Origin of the sequence: Mycetocola spongiae (genome assembly GCF_020424085.1) — a bacterium.
In the GTDB taxonomy this organism is placed as follows: Bacteria; Actinomycetota; Actinomycetes; order Actinomycetales; family Microbacteriaceae; genus Mycetocola; species Mycetocola spongiae.
Genome location: NZ_CP080203.1, coordinates 1,224,364 through 1,242,730, shown reverse-complemented (window position 1 = coordinate 1,242,730; position 18,367 = coordinate 1,224,364). Strand labels below are relative to the sequence as shown.

Below are 18,367 nucleotides of genomic sequence, written 5' to 3'. Positions count from 1 at the left end.
GAATGGTCCACGAACCTCAAATGCCATCCAAACAAGGGAGTTGACATGGCCGTGCGTACCGCGCCGCGTAAAACACGCAAGCGACTGGATAAGTCGCATTATCTGTATATCGCCGTGATCATTGCGGTGATCGCGGGGGCCACGATCGGCCTGGTTTTCCCCGAGTTTGCCGTGACGCTGAAACCCCTCGGGGATGCGTTTATCGCGATGATTAAGATGATGATCGCCCCGGTGATTTTCTGTACGATCGCTCTGGGTGTGGGCTCAATCGCGAAGGCCGCCACGGTGGGCAAGGTGGGCGGGCTGGCGCTGGCCTATTTCATGGTGATGAGCATTTTTGCGCTGATCATCGGCCTGGTGGTGGGTAACCTGATCCACCCGGGTGAGGGCCTGAACCTCACGCTGACCCACTATGAGGCACCCGCCGAGCAATCGGGCGGCACCACCAATTTCCTGCTGGGCATCATCCCCACCTCGCTGCTGTCCTCGCTCACCGCGGGCAATATCCTGCAAACCCTGTTTGTGGCACTGCTGGTGGGTTTTGCGCTGCAAAAGCTCGGCCCGGCCGGTAAAAACGTGCTCAACGCGATCTCCGATGTGCAGGTCCTGGTGTTCCGCCTGCTGATCATGATCATGTGGCTCGCCCCGATCGGTGCGTTTGGCGCAATCTCCGCGGTGGTGGGGGCCACCGGTGTGAAGGCGATCCTCGGCATGGCCACCCTGATGATCGCGTTTTATATCACCTGCGCGCTGTTTATCGTGGTGATCCTCGGCGGGCTGCTCTACCTTGTGACCCGCGTGAATATCTTCTCGCTGATGAAATACCTCGGCCGCGAATACCTGCTGATCTTCTCCACGTCCTCCTCCGAGGCCGCGCTGCCGCGGCTGATCGCGAAGATGGAACACCTCGGGGTATCCAAGCCCGTGGTGGGTGTCACGGTACCCACCGGGTATTCGTTTAACCTCGACGGCACCGCGATCTATCTCACGATGGCCTCCCTGTTTGTGGCCTCGGCGATGGGCACCCCGCTCGCGCTGGGCGAGCAGGTCTCGCTGCTGATCTTTATGATCATCGCGTCCAAGGGCGCCGCCGGGGTCACCGGCGCGGGGCTGGCCACGCTCGCCGGGGGCCTGCAATCGCACCGCCCCGACCTCGTGGACGGCGTGGGCCTGATCGTGGGGATCGACCGCTTTATGTCCGAGGCCCGCGCGCTGACCAATTTCACCGGTAATGCCGTGGCCACCGTGCTGATTGGCACCTGGACCCGGGAGATCGACCGCGAGCGGGTGGGCGAGGTGCTCGCCGGGAAAATCCGCTTCGACGAGACCACGATGCTCGCCGGGCACGGCCACGGGCCGCAGGCCGAGGACGATGCCCCCGCGGCGGCCGCGCCCGCGGATATGGCGCGGATCGCACCCACACCCCAGACCACCGAGCGCACGCCCGAAACGGCGTCCGCGCGGTAAAAACTCGCCGTTCCCGGGGCTCGCCTGCGGGGGCAATGGGGGGACGAACCCCCGGGAACGGCGGATTCCCTGCCCGGCATACTTAATCTGGGAAAATGGTCGTGCGACCCTGGATAGAATGGTCGCAAATCCACCAACCACTACGATTGGTTTCCCACCCGTGGCCTCACACCCCCTCGCACCGTCCTGGATGAGTGTTCCCGAAGACGCAAACGATCTCGCCCCCGGGCTCTGGCCCCGCAACGCCGCGCGCGATGCCGAGGGTCGGCTGACCCTCGCCGGGATTGCCGTGGACGAGCTCGCCGAGCGTTTTGGCAGCCCGCTCTACGCCGTGGACGAGGAAGATTTCCGCGGCCGCGCCCGCGAGACCCACGCCGCGTTCCACGGCGAGGCAGCCCGCATCGGCACCACCGCCAAGGTGTATTACGCCGGTAAGTCCTTCCTCAGCGCCGAGATCGCGCGCTGGGTGAGCGAGGCCGGCCTCTATATCGACGTGTGCAGCGGCGGCGAACTTGCCGTGACGCTGGCCGCGGGAATCCCCGCGGACCACATCGGTTTGCACGGCAATAATAAGTCGCTGGCCGAGATCGACCGCGCCGTGGCCGCCGGAATCGGCACGATTGTGCTGGATAGCCTGCAGGAGATTGATCGCGTGGCCGATGCCGCCGCGCGTCACGGCCGCATCCAGAACGTGCGCCTGCGCGTGAACTCGGGCGTGCACGCCGAGACCCACGACTTCCTCGCCACCGCCCATGAGGACCAAAAATTTGGCATCACCCGCGCCAACGCTCCGGAGGCCGTGGCCCTGATCCGCGCGCGCAACGAGCTGAACTTCCTCGGCCTGCACTGCCATATCGGTTCGCAGATCTTTGGCGCCGCGGGCTTTGGCGAATCGGCCAAGCGCCTGCTGGAGCTGCACCGCGACCTGCTGGAGGGCGGCCCGGTTCCCGAGCTGAACCTCGGCGGTGGCTTCGGAATCGCCTATACCCGCGTGGATGACCCCACGCCGATCGGCGCGCTCGCCGCCGAAATTGCCGATGCGGTGGCCTCGGAATGTGCACGTTTGGGCATTCCCGTGCCCGTTCTGGCGTTTGAGCCGGGGCGCACCATCTCCGGACCCGGTACGCTGAGTCTGTACGAGGTTGGGACCACCAAGGATGTGGAGGTGTCCCTGCCCGAGGGCGGCACCGCGATCCGGCGCTACCTCTCCGTGGACGGCGGCATGAGCGACAACGCCCGGCCCGCACTCTACGGCGCACAGTATTCGGCCCGCCTGAGCAACCGCGTCTCGGACGCCGAGCCCGCGCTCTCCCGCGTGGCCGGGAAGCACTGTGAGTCCGGCGATATCGTCGTCTATAACGAGTTTCTGCCCGCGGATGCGGCCCCGGGCGATCGCCTGGCCGTACCCGCCGCCGGAGCGTATTGCTGGTCGCTGGCCAGCAACTATAACTACCTCGGTCGTCCCGCCGTGGTGGCCGTGAAAAACGGCCAGGCCCGCGTGATCGTGCGCGGCGAGACCGAGCAAGACCTACTGGCACGAGATGCCGGATTGGACACATCCCTGTGAGTGAACTTCGTACCCTGCGCGTCGCCCTGCTGGGCGCCGGCTCGGTCGGCAGCCAGGTAGCCCGCCTGCTGATCGAGGACGCCGCGGAGCTGAGCGCGCGCGCCGGAATCAGCATCGACCTCGTGGGTGTGGCCGTGCGTAGCCTCGATGCCGCGCGCGATTTTGATATTCCCGCGGCGCTGCTGACCACCGACGCCCATGAGCTGGTGCGCCGCGCCGATGTGGTCATCGAGCTGATCGGCGGCATCGAGCCCGCCCGCACGCTGATCCTGGAGGCCATCGCCTCGGGTGCCGATGTGGTCACGGGCAATAAGGCCCTGATCGCCGCGCATGGCGCGGAGCTTTTTGCCGCCGCCGCCCGCGTGGGCGCGCTGATCTCCTATGAGGCCGCCGTGGCCGGGGCCATCCCGATCATCCGCCCGCTGCGCGAGAGCCTCGCGGGGGACCGCATCGAGCGCATCCTCGCGATCGTGAACGGCTCCACCAATTTCATCCTCGACCGCATGGATCGCTTCGGCGACACCATGGAGCAGGCCCAGAAGACCGCGTTTGAGCTGGGCTTCCTCGAGGCCGATCCCACGCTGGATGTGGGCGGCTACGATGCCGCGCAGAAGGCCGCGATCCTCGCGCGCCTCGCCTTCCACGGCGAGGTTCCCGCGGACTCGGTCTACCGCGAGGGCATCGAGGATATCACCGCCGAGCAGATTGCGGCGGCCGCGAAGGCGGGCTGCACCATTAAGCTGCTTGCCATCACCGAGCGCGTCTCGGGCGCCGCCGGTGAGGGCATCTCCACCCGCGTATATCCCGCACTGATCCCGCGCGAGCACCCCCTTGCCTCGGTCCACGGCGGAAATAACGCTGTATTTGTGGAGGCCGCCGCGGCGGGCCCCCTGATGTTCTACGGCGCGGGTGCAGGCGGCGTGCAAACCGCCTCCGCCGTGCTCGGCGATCTTGTCTCGGCCGCGCGCCGGCACGTGGACGGTGGTCCCGGCCAGGCCGTGAACGCCGCGGCCGCGCTGCCGCTGCTGCCGTTTGGCGAGATCAGCACCAAATACCAGATCAGCCTCACGGTGATCGACCGGCCCGGTGTGCTCGCGCGCATCGCCGGGATCCTCGCCGAGGGTGGCGTCTCGGTGGAGACCGTTGAGCAGTCGGTCCCCGAGGAGGGCGAAAACGGCGAGGCCGTGGCCGTCCTGGTGATCGGTACCCATACCTCCCGGGAGGCCGCGGTGCAGGACACCGTCGCGTCTCTGCGGTCAAGTGACGCGGTGAAATCCGTGGTCAGCGTTCTACGATTTGAAGGAGCATAACGATGGCTAATCTTTGGCGCGGAGTCCTGCACGAATATGCAGACCGTCTTGATGTAACCGAAAAAACCCCCATCATCACCCTGGGTGAGGGTGGCACGCCGCTGATCGAGGCCCCCGCGCTGTCCAAGCGCACGGGCGCCCGGGTCTGGGTGAAATTTGAGGGCATGAACCCCACCGGTTCCTTTAAGGACCGCGGCATGACGATGGCCATCTCCAAGGCCGTGGAGGCCGGGGCCAAGGCCGTTATCTGTGCCTCGACCGGGAATACCTCCGCCTCCGCCGCGGCCTATGCCGCACACGCCGGAATCACCGCCGCGGTGCTGGTGCCCGAGGGCAAGATCGCGATGGGTAAGCTCAGCCAGGCGGTTGTGCACGATGGTTCGCTGATCCAGATCCAGGGAAACTTCGACGACTGCCTCGATATCGCGCGCGAGCTCGCCGAGCACTATCCCGTGCACCTGGTCAACTCGGTTAATAACGACCGCATCGAGGGCCAGAAGACCGCCGCATTTGAGATCGTGGACGTCCTCGGAGACGCCCCCGATTTCCACTATATCCCGGTGGGTAACGCCGGAAACTACACCGCCTATACCCGCGGCTATACCGAGGCCCTGGGCCACGGTGACTCCACCACCCTGCCGCGCATGTTTGGCTTCAGCGCCGCCGGCTCCGCCCCGATCGTCACCGGCCAGGTGGTGAAGAACCCCGAGACGATCGCCTCGGCGATCCGCATCGGTAACCCCGCGTCCTGGGAGCTGGCCCTGGCCGCCCGCGAGGCGACCAACGGTTATTTTGGGGCCATCGAGGACGCCAAGATCCTCGAGGCGCAGAAGATCCTCGCCGCCGAGGTGGGCATCTTTGTGGAGCCCGCATCGGCCATCTCGGTCGCCGGCCTGCTGGAGCGCGCCGATGCCGGCCAGGTTCCCGCCGGATCGCGCATCGTGCTGACCGTGACCGGTCACGGCCTGAAGGACCCGCAGTGGGCCCTGCGCGCCGCGGATGGTTCCGATATCACCCCCACCGTGGTTAAGGCCGAGACCACCGAGGTTGCCTCGGTGCTGGGCCTCGCGAAGGCTGGCGCGTGAGCGTCGACCCCCACATGATCGAGAACGCCGGGACCCCCGTGGGTCGCGGCGTTCGCGTTCGTGTGCCCGCGACCAGCGCCAACCTCGGCCCGGGCTTTGATACGCTGGGCCTCGCGCTGAGCGTCTATGACGAGATCACGGTCACGGTCCGCGAGGAGCCCGGTGCGCTGGTGGAGATCCACGGCGTGGGCGAGGGCACCGTACCCACCGATGAGACCAACCTCGTGGTGACGTCGATGGCCTATGCCTTTGCCGCATTTGGCCGCGAGGTCCCGGGCGTGCATATCGTGGCGCATAATACGATCCCGCACGGCCGCGGAATGGGCTCCTCGGGGGCCGCCGTGGTGGCCGGAATCATGGCCGCGAAGGGCCTGCTGGCGGGGGCCGTGGAGATCTCCGATGAGGCGCTCCTGCACCTCGCCACCGAGATCGAGGGGCACCCGGATAACGTGGCTCCCGCCCTCTTTGGTGGCCTCACGATCGCGTGGGAATCCGAGACCGGTCCGCGCCATAAGAAGCTTGCGGTGCATCGCGGCGTCTCGCCGCTGGTTTTGGTGCCCGAGCACACGCTGTCCACCAAGGTCGCGCGCGGACTCCAGCCCGAGAACGTGCCGCATATTGACGCCGTCTTTAACGTCTCGCGTTCGGCCCTGCTGATCGCCGCCCTGACCCAGAGCCCCGAGCTGCTGTGGGACGGCACCGCCGATCGCCTGCACCAGGACTACCGGGCCGAGGCGATGCCCGCGACCCACGCGCTGGTCACCGCGCTGCGCGAGGAGGGCCTGCCCGCCGTGGTATCGGGGGCCGGCCCCTCCGTGCTGGTGCTGGCCGATGGCACGGGCGAGCGCGCCCGGGCCGCCGCACTGGCCGCCGCGACGCCCGGCGCACCCTGGCGCGAGCTGATGCTCGCGGTGGATGTGCGCGGGGCGAGCGTAGACGCGCTCTAACCCGCCTCACCGATTCGACCCCGCCACCGGGCAACTCGCCGAGAATTTTCCGCGTGTATTTCCCGGTGAGCGGGGTCGAGGTGTTAGTGTGGAGCTAATCCCACACGGCAACACCCGAGTGAATGAGCATTTCTCACCCGGGTATCTCTGGCCGCGCGGGTCATTTCTGCAAATCTGAGCCATCGCATCTGCATCCCAGTTCTCCCGAGACACAGTTTCTCGGGTCCGGGTACGGCGCCGCTTTCTCTGTGTCGCCACCGCCGCGATGTGCCCTCCGGCATCATCTTCCCCTCTGTGGGGGAGAGAGCCTTTCCTGGGGAAGGAACCCTACGTGAATAACGTCACTACTTATGAAACCGCCGATGAGGCACTGCCCTCGCTGAAGGTCGCCGAGCTTCAGGCCCTGGCCACCCAGCTGGGTGTTGTCGGCTCCTCCAAGATGCGTAAGAGCGCCCTCGTGGATGCCATCACCGTTGCCCGCGCCGCTGCGGGTACCGGCGAGGCCGCCGCGAGCGAGGCTCCCGCAGCGGAGGCCGCCGCCGAGACGAGCCCGGAGGAGGCACCCGCCGCCACCGAGCCCGCCCGCAAGCGCGGCTCGCGCCGCGCGAGCACCGCCACGGTGACCGAGGAGGCCACGCCGGCCGCCGAAGACGCCGAGCCCACCGCGCCGGTATCGGCCCGCGGCCACGTCAACCACGACGGTGCCCCGCTGATCCCGGACGCCCCCGAGGCCGCCGCCGAGGAGACCGAGGCCGGCGAGGAGCGCGAGAACCCGCGCGGAAACCGCCGCGGTAACCGTCGCGGACGCGGCAACCGCAACCAGAACGACGACGTCACCGCCGAGTCCGGCGCCGAGGCCGAGGCCGAGCAGGCAGCCGATTCCGAGCAGTCCGAGACCGAACAGTCCGGCGCCGAGCCCCGCCAGAACGGCCGCAACCGCGGCCGCGGCCGCACCCGCAACGGTGTGGAGCGCGAGAGCACCGAGGGCTCCGATTCGGAGAACGGCCGCGGCAACCGCGATCAGAAGTCCGGCGCCGAGAACCGCGGCAACGACCGCAACGCCAATAACGACCGTGGCGGTAACGACCGCAATAACGGCAACGACCGCAACGCCAATAACGACCGTGGCGGCAACGACCGCAACGACCGCAACGACCGCAATAACGGTCCCGACCGCCAGAACGGCTCCGATCTGGACGACGCCGGCCGCGGCCGCGGACGCTACCGCGACCGCAAGCGCCGCGGACCCAATGAGGACGGCGAGATCGAGCTGTCCGAGGACGACGTGCTGCTGCCCGTGGCCGGTATCCTCGACGTCCTGGACAACTACGCATTTGTGCGCACCTCCGGCTACCTGCCCGGAACCAACGACGTCTACGTCTCGCTCGGCCAGGTCAAGAAGTACAACCTGCGCAAGGGAGACGCCGTGGTGGGCGCCATTCGCCAGCCGCGCGAGGGCGAGCACAATACCCGCCAGAAGTACAACGCCATCGTGAAGGTGGACTCGATCAACGGCCTGTCCGTCGAGGACGCCGCCAACCGCGTGGACTTCGGCGAGCTCACCCCGCTCTACCCGCAGGAGCGCCTGCGCATGGAGACCGAGCAGACCAAGCTCACCCAGCGCATCATCGACCTGGTGGCCCCGATCGGTAAGGGCCAGCGCGGCCTGATCGTCGCCCCGCCCAAGGCCGGTAAGACCATCGTCCTGCAGCAGATCGCCAATGCCATCGCGACGAATAACCCCGAGACCCACCTGATGGTGGTCCTCGTGGATGAGCGTCCCGAGGAGGTCACCGATATGCAGCGCACGGTCAACGGCGAGGTCATCGCCTCCACGTTTGACCGCCCCGCCGAGGACCACATCACGGTGGCCGAGCTGGCCATCGAGCGCGCCAAGCGCCTCGTCGAGATGGGCACCGATGTGGTGGTTCTCCTCGACTCGATCACCCGCCTCGGTCGCGCCTATAACCTGGCCGCTCCCACCTCGGGCCGCGTGCTCTCCGGAGGCGTGGACGCCGCCGCCCTGTATCCGCCCAAGCGCTTCTTTGGTGCCGCCCGCAATATCGAAAACGGCGGCTCGCTCACGATCCTCGCGACCGCCCTGGTCGAGACCGGGTCCAAGGCCGATGAGGTCATCTTTGAGGAGTTCAAGGGCACCGGTAACTCCGAGCTGCGCCTGAGCCGTCAGCTGGCCGATAAGCGTATCTTCCCGGCCGTGGACATCAACGCCTCCTCCACGCGTCGCGAGGAGATGCTGCTGGGTGCCGATGAGGTAAAGGTCACCTGGAAGCTGCGTCGCGCCCTCGCCGGCCTTGACCAGCAGCAGGCCCTCGAGGTGGTCCTGGGCAAGCTTAAGGAGACCTCGAGCAACGTCGAGTTCCTGATCCAGATGCAGAAGTCGATGCCGGCGCCCGCCGAGGGCAACGGTCGCGAGCACCGCTAGCTGTTTTTCCCGAACCCGTTTATCCCCGCGCCCCGGCGCGGAGATAGGCGGGTTCGGATTTTTTATTCTTCCGGCACATCCTCCACGAAGGGAAACACATGTTTGAATCAGTGCAAACACTGATCGAGGAACACGCCGATCTGCAGGTTCAACTGTCCGATCCGGCCGTGCACGCTGACCCCGCACGTTCCAAGAAGCTCAACCGCCGCTATGCCGAGCTGAGCAAGATCCTCGCCGCCCACGGCCGCTGGCTGGAGTCCGTAGAGGACCTCGAGGCCGCCCGCGAGCTCGCCCGCGAGGACGACGCCTTTGCCGAGGAAATCCCGGCACTCGAGGAAAACCTCGCCGAGAACCAGGAGAAGCTGCGCCGCCTGCTGATCCCGCGCGACCCGGACGATGCCCGCGACGTGATCATGGAGATCAAGGGCGGAGAGGGCGGGGCCGAGTCGGCCCTGTTCGCCGCCGATCTGCTGCGCATGTATATGCACTATGCGGAGTCCAAGGGCTGGAAGACCGAGCTGCTGGAGCGCAACGAGAGCGACCTGGGCGGATATAAGGACGTGCAGGTGGCGATTAAGTCCAATGCCACCGATCCCTCGCAGGGCGTCTGGGCGCACCTCAAATATGAGGGTGGTGTGCACCGCGTGCAGCGCGTTCCGGCCACCGAATCTCAGGGACGCATCCACACGTCCACCACCGGTGTGCTGGTCTTCCCCGAGGTGGACGCCCCGGAGGAGGTGGCGATCAGCCAGAACGATCTGAAGATCGACGTCTATCGCTCCTCGGGCCCCGGCGGCCAGTCGGTGAATACCACCGACTCCGCCGTGCGCATCACCCACCTGCCCACCGGTATCACCGTGGCGATGCAGAACGAGAAATCGCAGCTGCAAAACCGCGAGGCCGGTATGCGCGTGCTGCGCGCGCGTATCCTCGCGCACCAGCAGGAGCAGATCGACGCCGCGGCCTCGGATGCCCGCAAGAGCCAGATCCGCACGATGGACCGCTCCGAGCGCATTCGCACGTATAACTTCCCGGAGAACCGCATCGCGGATCACCGCACCGGTTATAAGGCCTATAACCTCGACGCCGTGATGAACGGCGCGCTGGACCCGATCATCGATTCGGCGATCACCGCCGATGAGGAGGCGCGTCTCGCCGTGATCGGCGATACCGATAAATAGGGTATAGCCCCGTCCACACCGGGCCGCCGGCCGTGCCCCCTCGCGGGGTGCCGCCGGCGGTTTTGTGTTCCCCCGGATTCCCAGCAGATAACAAGTGATACTACTGGCCGTTTGCTAAAACGCCCTTTATCGTTGCGGGGGCGAGGATTTCCCCTCGCCGGAATTGGGGGATTCATGGGCCGTATTCACGAAGTCACACGGCGCGTTTGGCAGCCGCGTCAGGCCATACCCTGTCCGGGCGCGGGGCGGGACTGCCCGTGCGGGCACGGGGCCTTCCTCCCCTATGCGGGCCCCGAGGTCACGAGCCTGATGGTGCGCCGCGGGGGAGTGCTGATCCTGGCGGCGCTCTTTGCCGCGCGCATCCCCGGCGATGCCGCATTTGCCCTGCGCTCCTCGAGCGCAACCGCGGCAATGCTCGCCGATGACGGCGCGCTGCTCGCGGTGATCGCCACGCTGGGCGCCGTGGCCACCTGCGCGATTCACCTGATCCCCACCGTGGTCTTCGGCGCGTTTGCCACCGCCCTGGAGCGCCGGCTATTTCCGCGCGGGCCGCTCTCGCGGCGCCGCCTGCGCGTGGGCCCCCTGTGGTGCGCGCTGCTCGCGGTCGCGCTGCCCCTCGCGCTGGCCCTCGTGGCCCCGGGGGCCAGCCCCACGTGGCTCTACGCGCTGCTGCCGCCGCTCGTGGCCGCGATCACCGCGGTCCTGTACCGGGCCGGCATCGCCGCCGAGCCGCGGGGATTTTTCGCCGCGATCGCGCTGATCTCCTGCCTCGCGCTGCTCACCGCGGTGGATGTGCCCTCCCTGCTGTGTGTGCGGGAGGCCACACGCTAGCGGCCGGATGACGCCGCGTGACGCGGCAGGGTTGAGCCTCGACGGCCCCGGCCGGAGCATGGAAGGGGGCCGCCGCGCGGGTGGCCCGGGGGAGGTGAGCGCGGATGGCGGGCGCGGCACACTACGGCCCCGAGACCGGCCGGCCGGACACCGCCGCCCGGCAACGCCGCCGCGTGCTCTGGGCCTCGCTCATCGGCACCACGGTGGAGTCTTATGATTTTTATCTCTATGCCACCGCCTCCGCGCTGATCTTCGCCCCGGTGTTTTTTCCGGAGTCCACCCCGCAGATCGCGCTCCTGCAGTCCTTCGCGGCCTATGGCGTGGGCTTCGCCGCGCGCCCCGTGGGCGGGATCCTCGCGGGACATCTGGGTGATCGCCTCGGCCGCGCCCGGGTCCTGATGCTCTCGCTGCTCGTGATGGGCGGGGCCAGCACCCTGATCGGCCTGCTGCCCGGCTACCGCTCCTGGGGCATCGGCGCGGTGGCCGCGCTGATTCTCCTGCGCCTGGTGCAGGGCCTGGCCTCGGGCGCGGAATGGGGCGGCTCCGCGCTGCTCTCGGTTGAGCATGCCCCCGCCGCGCGGCGCGGTCTCGCCGGCTCGGTGACGCAGATGGGTTCGGCCGCGGGCATGCTCCTGGCCACCGGCATCTTTGCGCTCTGCCGCCGGGTACTGGGCCCGGCGGCGTTCCTGGCCGGGGGCTGGCGGATCCCGTTTTTATTCAGCGTGCTGCTGGTCCTGGTGGGCCTCGTGATCCGCTCCCGGGTGGGTGACGGCGCGGAGTTTCGCCGGGTCGCCGAGACGGGAACCCGGCTGCGCGCGCCCCTACTCGCCGTGCTGCGCGGGCACTGGCGGGCCGTGCTGATCACCGCGGGGCTGCGCCTGGTCCAGCCCGCGCTCTATTCGATTCTCACCGTATATACCCTCGGCTATCTGCTCGAGCGGCGCGGCGATGGCGGGGCGGCGCTTGCCGGGATCCTGGTGGTGAGTGCGCTGGGCCTGGCCTCGACCCCGCTCTGGGGTGCGCTCTCGGATCGCGTGGGTCCGCGGATTCCGTGCGTATGCGCGGCCGCGGGTATCGCGCTCCTGATCTGGCCGTATTTTCTCTTCCTGGATCGCGGCCCCCTCGGGCTGCTGATCCCGGTATTCATCGTGATGATGAATATCCTGCACGATGCGATCTACGGCCCGCAGGCGGCCTGGTTTGCCCGGCAGTTTCCGGTGCGGGTGCGCTATAGCGGCATCTCGCTGGGATATCAGCTCGGGAGCGTCGTCTCGGTGGGGCTCACCCCGCTGCTGGCCGCGTGGCTCTACCGCATGGCGGGGGAAAACCCGTGGCCGATCTGCGCGTATATCTCGCTGCTGGGTGCGCTCAGCATCCTGGCGGCCCTGCGCGCTAAATAAAATACTCCGGGTTCAGCACGGTATCGGCACCGATCCGCCGCGGCCGCGCCGGAACACCCACCAGCAGCGAATCCGCGGGGGAGTCCCGGGTCACCACGGCATTGGCGCCCACCGCGCTGCGCGGCCCGATGCTGACCGGGCCAAGCACCTTCGCGCCCGCGCCAATCGTGACACCATCGCCGATCGTGGGATGGCGCTTTCCGTGGCTGAGTGATTTCCCGCCGAGGGTGACGCCGTGATAGAGCATCACGTCGTCACCCACCTCGGCGGTCTCGCCAATGACCACGCCCATGCCGTGGTCGATAAAAAAGCGACGCCCGATCGTGGCCCCGGGATGAATCTCGATGCCGGTCAGGAACCGCGTGAACTGCGATCCGATCCGGGCGGGGAGCTTCACTCCGTGGGTCCACAACCAGTGGTTCACCCGGTGGGCCCACACGGCGTGGACCCCCGAGTACACCAGGGCGATCTCAAAGCCGCTGCGGGCCGCCGGATCGTGGCGTCGCGCCGTGCGCAGGTCCTCCCGCACACGGGAAATGGGATTCATGGGTGGGGTACGGTCCTATTCGCCGAGGCCGGCCCACAGGGCGGTGGAGATATAGCGTTCACCGGTATCGGGGATGATCGCGACGATGGCCTTGCCGGCGTTCTCGGGACGCTTCGCCAGCTCCAGCGCGGCCCAGAGGATCGCTCCCGAGGAGATACCCGCGAGGATTCCCTCCTTGGCCGCGAGGTCGCGGGCCACGGTGAGCGAGTCCTCGAAGGACACGTCGATGACCTCGTCATAAACCTCGGTATCGAGGATCTCGGGGATGAAATTGGCGCCGATTCCCTGGATCTTATGCGGGCCGGGCTTGCCGCCGTTCAGGATGGGCGAGTCGATGGGCTCCACCGCCACCACCTGAATATTGGGGTTCAGCTCCTTGAGCCTTCCGCCGGCACCGGTCACGGTGCCTCCCGTGCCCACGCCGGCCACAAAGATATCCACGCCGCCCTCGGTATCGCGCCAGATCTCCTCGGCGGTGGTTTCGCGGTGGATCTGCACGTTGGCGGCATTGGCAAACTGCTCGGCGAGAATCGCGCCGGGGGTGTTCTCCACGATTTCGGCGGCCTTGGCCACGGCACCGCGCATGCCCTCGGCGGGCTCGGTAAGGACCAGCTCGGCACCATAGGCGCGCAGCAGCACGCGGCGCTCGATGCTCATCGAGGCGGGCATCGAGAGGATGACCTTATAGCCGCGCGCGGCACCCACCAGGGCGAGGCCAATCCCGGTATTTCCCGAGGTGCCCTCAACGATGGTGCCGCCGGGCTTGAGCGCACCCGAGGCCTCGGCGGCGTCGATGATCGCGATGGCCAGGCGGTCCTTCACGCTGGAACCGGGGTTAAAGAACTCCAGCTTGGCGAGGATGTCGGCGCCGGTGCCCTCGGCGAGACGGTTGATGCGCACCAGGGGAGTGTTCCCAAAGGTGCCGGTGATGTCATCGTGGATATATCCGGTCACGTGAATTTCCCTATCGATTATGGTCCAGAGTGAAGTGCTGCACGCCCAGCCTATTCAAACGCGGGGCGCACCGCGAGGTGGTCGCCCGGCAAGATAAGGTTTATTACGCTCCCGCTTCGCGATCTTCGAGAAATGATAACCACCATGCAGACCCCGTTCATTCCCGATGCCGGGCAGCCCGCCACCCCCGCCACACTTGATGCACTGCTGCGCGGGGCGCAATCGCGGCTCGAGGCGGTGGGGATTCCCGATGCCCGGGTGGATGCCGAGCTGCTGCTCGCCCACCTGGAGGAGATGGGCCGCGGGGAGCTCCAGGCGGCAATTATTACCGGCCGCGCCGCGCGGCAGGGCACCGCCGAGGCGCTGGATGCGCTGCTTGGCCGGCGCGAGGCGCGCGAACCGCTGCAGCATATTCTGGGCAGCGCCCCGTTTCGTTCGCTGGAGCTGCTGGTGGGTCCGGGCGTTTTTGTGCCCCGCCCCGAGACCGAGCTCGTGGTGCAATACGCGATTGACGCGCTGAACCTGCTGCCCGAGGAGGAGCCGATCGCGGTGGACCTGGGTACCGGAAGCGGCGCGATCGCCCTCGCGATGGCCACCGAGGTGCCGCGCGCCCGCGTTTATGCCCTCGAAAAAATCCCCGCGGCGCATGCGTGGGCCGCCCGCAATTTTGCGGCGATCGGCGCGCCCAATGCGAGCCTGCACCTCGGGGATATGGCCGAGGCCTTTCCCGAGCTGGACGGGCGCGTGGCGGTGCTGATCTCCAATCCGCCCTATGTTCCGGCGCGCGCGATCCCGCGCGATCCCGAGGTGCGGCTCTTTGACCCGCCCACCGCGCTCTACGGCGGCGAGGACGGCCTGGACCTGGTGCGCGCGCTCTCCGCGCGCGGGCTGGGGCTGCTGCGGCCCGGTGGCACGCTGATCATCGAGCACGGCGAATTGCAGGGCGAGGCGATCCGCGGAATTCTCACCGCCGATGGCTGGGGTGCCGCGGCCACATTCCGCGACCTCACCCAGCGCGATCGCGTCACCACCGCCCTGCGCTAGCGGCCGACCCCGTCCGGCACCCGCGGCCCTGGGCGCGGGTGTCGGCGGTGCGGCCTAGGCTCGGGGGTGTTGCCCGGCACGCGCCGGCACCACACAGAGCAAGGACCGCATGCCCCGCAATACGCGCACCACCCGTACCTCCCGTTCCCGCCGCCGCCCGCGCACCCCGTGGCTCTCGGCCCTGGCCCTCATTCCCGTTCTGGCCGTCTCGCTCTATGGCGCGGGTGTCTTCAACGGGGCGGGTGGGGCCACCGCCCGCGAGGATCTGGCGCCTGCGGCCCCGGGACAGACGCTTCCGGTCACGGCCCCGGCGGGCTTTGAGAGCGCGGGCCCCGCGCGGGAGCTGCTGGATACCCTGCCGGTTAAGGGGCGCGCGCCCAAGACCGGCTATGACCGCGTGCAGCGATTTGGCGTCGCCTGGTTTGATGCGGATCGCAACGGCTGCGATACCCGCAACGATATCCTCGCCCGCGATCTGACCGAGGTCACCACCCGCGGGGGCTGCCGCGTGCTCAGCGGGGTACTGAACGACCCCTATACCGGCTCCACCATCGCGTTTGAGCGCGGAGAAAAAACCTCCTCGCTGGTGCAGATCGACCATGTGGTGGCCCTGCTGAACTCCTGGGAGACCGGCGCCGCGCGGCTGGACGATGAGACGCGCCGCCTCCTCGCCAATGATCCGCTGAATCTGCTCGCCGTGGACGGGCCCACCAATACCCAAAAATCGGCCTCCGATGCGGCCACCTGGCTCCCGCCGCGGCGCGAATTCCGCTGCCCCTATGTGGCCCGCCAGGTCTCGGTCAAGGCCGCCTATGGCCTGTGGGTCACCCCCGCGGAGCATGCGGCAATGGCCGCGGTGCTGGATACCTGCCCGGGGCAGGAGGCGGCGCAATCGCGCCTGCGGCCCCCCGCCCCGACCCCCTAACCGATCAGGCTCGGTTGCAGATCGCGCAGCGTGCGGAAATGGGTCATCCGGGTCACGCCGACCGCCGCGATCACCAGGGCCCCCAGCGTGACGCAGGCCAGGATGATCGCGTCCTGCCCGGCCGCCGCGCCATTGCCGCCGTACATCAGCTGGCGCATGCCGTCCACGGCATAGGACATCGGCAGGAAGTGGTGCAGCCAGGCCAGCGGTGCCGGCAGCGTCTGCCACGGGAAGGTTCCGCCCGCGGTCACCAGCTGCACAACCATCAGGATCAGGCCGATGAACTGGCCCACGCTGCCCAGCCAGACATTCAGCGCGAGAATAATCGACGCGAAGGTCACCGAGGCGAGCGCCATCATGCCATAGGCTCCCACCGGATTAGAGACCTGGAAGCCCAGGGTGCCCGCGACGATTCCAAAGAGCGCAATCATCTGCACGGACCCGAGCAGCGCGGGTGTGAGCCATCCCGCGAGGGTGATCTTGATGGGGGAGTGCAGGGCGGTGATCGCGCGCCGCGAGACGGGCCGGAGGATCAGGAAGAGCGCATAAATGCCGATCCAGGCGGCGAGGCTCACAAAAAACGGCGCAAGCCCGGCGCCATAGGTACCGGCGCTGGTCACCGCTGTATTATGCAGCTGCACCGGATTGGCAATATTGGTGGCCTGTTGCAGCCGCAGATCCACCGAGGAATCGGGGATGCGCTGCGCCCCGGATTCGAGGCCCTCGGTGAGCGTGCCCAGCCCGTCATGGAGCGTGCCCAGGCCCGTGCCCAGATCGCCCAGCCCCTCGTGGAGCGTGCCCAGGCCCGCGGTGAGGTCGGTGGAGGCCCGCGCGGCCGCATCCGCGCCGGTGGAGAGCTCGCCCGCCCCCGCGGCCAGCCGGGAGATGCCGTCCGCGAGCTGCGGGGTGGCCCCCGCGAGCGTGGCCGTGCCGGCCGCGAGAGTAGCGGAGCCGGAACCCAGCTGATCCAGGCGGCCCACAACCGATTGCACCCGGGTATTACTCTCGGTAGCGAGGCTTCCCACCCGATCGGCCTCGGCGACAACCGAGGCGATCACCTCGGAATCCACCCCCGCCGCGGTGAGACTATTGATGATGCGCTGGCGCGCCTCGGGCACCTCGGCGACCAGCCGCGAGGATGCCCCGGCCACCTCATCACCCACGCGGGCGATCTCGGCGTTGCCCGCGGCGATCTGTCCCGCACCCGCGGCGAGCTGCCGGGTCTGCTCGGGCAGCTGCGCTGTCTGCGCGCGCAGCGTGTCCAGCCCGGCATCCAGCGTGTGGGCTCCCCCCGCGAGGGTGCCCAGGCCCGCGCCCAATTCGGCGGAACCCGCGCGCGCAGTCTCGGCCCCCGCACTCAGCTGCGCGGCCCCGTCCAGCGCGTCCCGCGCCCCCGTCCCCAGGCGGGTCCCGCCATCGGCGGCCTCCACGAGGTTTCCGCGAATCGTGCCCAGGGCGTCCAGGAATGACTGCGCCGCCTTTTTATTCACGGTGGCCACGATCTGGGTCTGAATGGTCTTGGCCGCCTGCTCGCCAATGGTGCCCGCGAGATAGCTATTGGCGTCATTGGTGGTTAGCAGCACCTCGGCCTGCCGCGGCTGCGCGGTCTGCGAGGAGGCCAGTGCCTCCGAGAAGTCCCGGGGGAGCGTGAGGGAAAAATCAAAATCACCGTTTTTTACGCCGCGCTCGGCCTCGGAGGCGGAGACCTCGGCCCAGGCAAACGTGCCGTCCGAGATCAGGCCCTCCGCCACATCCCGGCCGTAATTGGTGGTGACGCCGTTTTCCGTGGTGCCCGCATCGGCCACCACAAGCGCCACCGGCACCTGGTCGAGCCGGTCATAGGGGTCCTGATTGGCCCAGAGATAGAGGCCGCCATAGAGCAGCGGCACCACCATCAGGGCAAGAAACGCCAGGCGCGACATCGGGGTGGCCCAGAGCCGGGAAAACTCCGCCCGCACCATCGCAAAAACCTTCATCATGACCGCTTTCCGTCGAGGTTAAACAGCGGGACCGAGTCCGCCGATACGGTGCTGCGCGGCTCCTCCTGCGCGCTCGCGGCGATCGCCGACCGGGCCGCGACCCCGGCGATCACCAGCACCGCGAGATCCCGGGCCGCGAGTTCCCTGGCGATTTTCCACCAGGTTTCCGGGTCTCCGCCGTGCCGGTCCGGGGCCACCAGCACCAGGGCCTCCACCCCGGGGCGCAGCACGGCCAGCTCGGTGAGCAGCCGGATCCGGGCCTCGGGGGCCAGATCGGCCATATCCGTGGCGGATTCCCCGCGCAGCCCGAGCTCGTCCAGCTGCCGCGCGACCGCGCGCACATGCGTATGCCGCCCGGCAAACATCAGCTCCTCGGCCACCACCTCGCTCACCCGCACGTTTCCGGCGGGTTCGGAGACCACCGGGGCATCCACGAGGGCCACCACGCGGCGAATGCGCGCGGTATCGGGCTCCCCATCGATCATCACGGTTCCGGTATCGGGCCGCATCCGTCCCGAGGCGATCAGCCCCAGCACGGTGGGGCGCTGCTCGGTCTCGGCCATCGCAAACGTGGCCGCTCCGCGCTGGATCACGAGGCTGGTGGCGGGCAGCTGCGCGCCGCCGCGCCCCTTGCTCACGTCACGCAATTCAATCCGCATTTTGAGGTTCCTTCCCGCGGGGTGGGGC

The 18,367-nt window shown here is 68.1% G+C and carries 15 protein-coding genes; 11 read left to right on the top strand and 4 right to left on the bottom strand.

All coding sequences use genetic code 11. The features are described 5' to 3' along the window. Positions 1-45: 45 nt before the first annotated feature. From KXZ72_RS05745 to KXZ72_RS05705, 9 genes are all read left to right on the top strand, one after another. Entirely contained in the window at positions 46-1,467 is a 1,422-nt protein-coding gene (locus KXZ72_RS05745) for a cation:dicarboxylate symporter family transporter (protein ID WP_226082868.1), read from the top strand. 190 nt (positions 1,468-1,657) lie between these two features. After that, positions 1,658-3,034 (top strand): diaminopimelate decarboxylase, encoded by a 1,377-nt coding sequence (lysA, locus tag KXZ72_RS05740; protein ID WP_226082867.1) that lies wholly within the window; start codon positions 1,658-1,660, stop codon positions 3,032-3,034. Next, positions 3,031-4,344, top strand: a complete 1,314-nt coding sequence (locus KXZ72_RS05735; protein WP_226082866.1) for a homoserine dehydrogenase — start codon at positions 3,031-3,033, stop codon at positions 4,342-4,344. Before lysA ends, KXZ72_RS05735 begins: the two co-directional genes overlap by 4 nt. A 2-nt stretch (positions 4,345-4,346) precedes the next feature. Further along, positions 4,347-5,429, top strand: coding sequence for a threonine synthase (thrC, locus tag KXZ72_RS05730; RefSeq protein WP_226082865.1), 1,083 nt, complete (start codon positions 4,347-4,349; stop codon positions 5,427-5,429). A gap of 14 nt (positions 5,430-5,443) precedes the next feature. Then, positions 5,444-6,376 (top strand): homoserine kinase, encoded by a 933-nt coding sequence (gene thrB / locus KXZ72_RS05725; protein WP_226083447.1) that lies wholly within the window; start codon positions 5,444-5,446, stop codon positions 6,374-6,376. Between the two features lie 265 nt (positions 6,377-6,641). Next, positions 6,642-8,819, top strand: coding sequence for a transcription termination factor Rho (gene rho / locus KXZ72_RS05720; RefSeq protein WP_449867481.1), 2,178 nt, complete (start codon positions 6,642-6,644; stop codon positions 8,817-8,819). 98 nt (positions 8,820-8,917) lie between these two features. After that, complete coding sequence (prfA, locus tag KXZ72_RS05715) at positions 8,918-10,000, top strand: peptide chain release factor 1 (RefSeq protein ID WP_226082862.1); 1,083 nt, start codon at positions 8,918-8,920, stop codon at positions 9,998-10,000. Between the two features lie 174 nt (positions 10,001-10,174). Next, a complete protein-coding gene (locus tag KXZ72_RS05710; protein WP_226082860.1) occupies positions 10,175-10,831 on the top strand; it encodes a hypothetical protein in 657 nt (218 codons plus the stop codon). A 104-nt stretch (positions 10,832-10,935) separates the two neighbouring features. Then, positions 10,936-12,231 carry an MFS transporter gene (locus KXZ72_RS05705; protein ID WP_226082858.1) on the top strand — a complete coding sequence of 432 codons (1,296 nt, stop codon included), beginning with the start codon at positions 10,936-10,938 and terminating at the stop codon, positions 12,229-12,231. Here the strand turns inward: KXZ72_RS05705 and epsC are convergent. Continuing rightward, positions 12,224-12,778 (bottom strand): serine O-acetyltransferase EpsC, encoded by a 555-nt coding sequence (epsC, locus tag KXZ72_RS05700; RefSeq protein ID WP_226082857.1) that lies wholly within the window; start codon positions 12,776-12,778, stop codon positions 12,224-12,226. The genes KXZ72_RS05705 and epsC overlap by 8 nt on opposite strands. A 15-nt stretch (positions 12,779-12,793) precedes the next feature. Beyond that, positions 12,794-13,732, bottom strand: a complete 939-nt coding sequence (cysK, locus tag KXZ72_RS05695; RefSeq protein WP_226082855.1) for a cysteine synthase A — start codon at positions 13,730-13,732, stop codon at positions 12,794-12,796. A gap of 144 nt (positions 13,733-13,876) precedes the next feature. On the opposite strand from cysK, the gene prmC reads away from it, so the two are divergent. Continuing rightward, positions 13,877-14,776, top strand: a complete 900-nt coding sequence (prmC, locus tag KXZ72_RS05690) for a peptide chain release factor N(5)-glutamine methyltransferase (RefSeq protein WP_226082853.1) — start codon at positions 13,877-13,879, stop codon at positions 14,774-14,776. Between the two features lie 109 nt (positions 14,777-14,885). Beyond that, positions 14,886-15,701: an HNH endonuclease family protein gene (locus tag KXZ72_RS05685; RefSeq protein WP_226082852.1), complete on the top strand. Its 816-nt coding sequence runs from the start codon at positions 14,886-14,888 to the stop codon at positions 15,699-15,701. On the opposite strand, the gene KXZ72_RS05680 is transcribed toward KXZ72_RS05685, so the two are convergent. Then, on the bottom strand, positions 15,698-17,677 hold the full coding sequence (locus KXZ72_RS05680; RefSeq protein ID WP_226083441.1) for a YhgE/Pip family protein: 1,980 nt from the start codon (positions 17,675-17,677) through the stop codon (positions 15,698-15,700). The genes KXZ72_RS05685 and KXZ72_RS05680 overlap by 4 nt on opposite strands. Continuing rightward, the gene (locus KXZ72_RS05675) at positions 17,677-18,339 is read right to left on the bottom strand and encodes a P-loop NTPase family protein (protein WP_226082850.1); all 663 of its coding nucleotides are present in this window, start codon (positions 18,337-18,339) and stop codon (positions 17,677-17,679) included. Before KXZ72_RS05675 ends, KXZ72_RS05680 begins: the two co-directional genes overlap by 1 nt. Between the last annotated feature and the right edge of the window lie 28 nt (positions 18,340-18,367).

Excerpts from the sequence above, each read along its gene's own strand:
- KXZ72_RS05745 (WP_226082868.1), top strand. The coding sequence starts at position 46 with ATGGCCGTGCGTACCGCGCCGCGTAAAACACGCAAGCGACTGGATAAG.
- epsC (WP_226082857.1), bottom strand. The coding sequence starts at position 12,778 with ATGAATCCCATTTCCCGTGTGCGGGAGGACCTGCGCACGGCGCGACGC.
- thrB (WP_226083447.1), top strand. The coding sequence starts at position 5,444 with ATGATCGAGAACGCCGGGACCCCCGTGGGTCGCGGCGTTCGCGTTCGT.
- KXZ72_RS05680 (WP_226083441.1), bottom strand. The coding sequence starts at position 17,677 with ATGAAGGTTTTTGCGATGGTGCGGGCGGAGTTTTCCCGGCTCTGGGCC.
- prmC (WP_226082853.1), top strand. The coding sequence starts at position 13,877 with ATGCAGACCCCGTTCATTCCCGATGCCGGGCAGCCCGCCACCCCCGCC.
- lysA (WP_226082867.1), top strand. The coding sequence starts at position 1,658 with ATGAGTGTTCCCGAAGACGCAAACGATCTCGCCCCCGGGCTCTGGCCC.
- thrC (WP_226082865.1), top strand. The coding sequence starts at position 4,347 with ATGGCTAATCTTTGGCGCGGAGTCCTGCACGAATATGCAGACCGTCTT.
- KXZ72_RS05675 (WP_226082850.1), bottom strand. The coding sequence starts at position 18,339 with ATGCGGATTGAATTGCGTGACGTGAGCAAGGGGCGCGGCGGCGCGCAG.
- KXZ72_RS05710 (WP_226082860.1), top strand. The coding sequence starts at position 10,175 with ATGGGCCGTATTCACGAAGTCACACGGCGCGTTTGGCAGCCGCGTCAG.
- rho (WP_449867481.1), top strand. The coding sequence starts at position 6,642 with ATGTGCCCTCCGGCATCATCTTCCCCTCTGTGGGGGAGAGAGCCTTTC.
- KXZ72_RS05685 (WP_226082852.1), top strand. The coding sequence starts at position 14,886 with ATGCCCCGCAATACGCGCACCACCCGTACCTCCCGTTCCCGCCGCCGC.
- prfA (WP_226082862.1), top strand. The coding sequence starts at position 8,918 with ATGTTTGAATCAGTGCAAACACTGATCGAGGAACACGCCGATCTGCAG.
- KXZ72_RS05705 (WP_226082858.1), top strand. The coding sequence starts at position 10,936 with ATGGCGGGCGCGGCACACTACGGCCCCGAGACCGGCCGGCCGGACACC.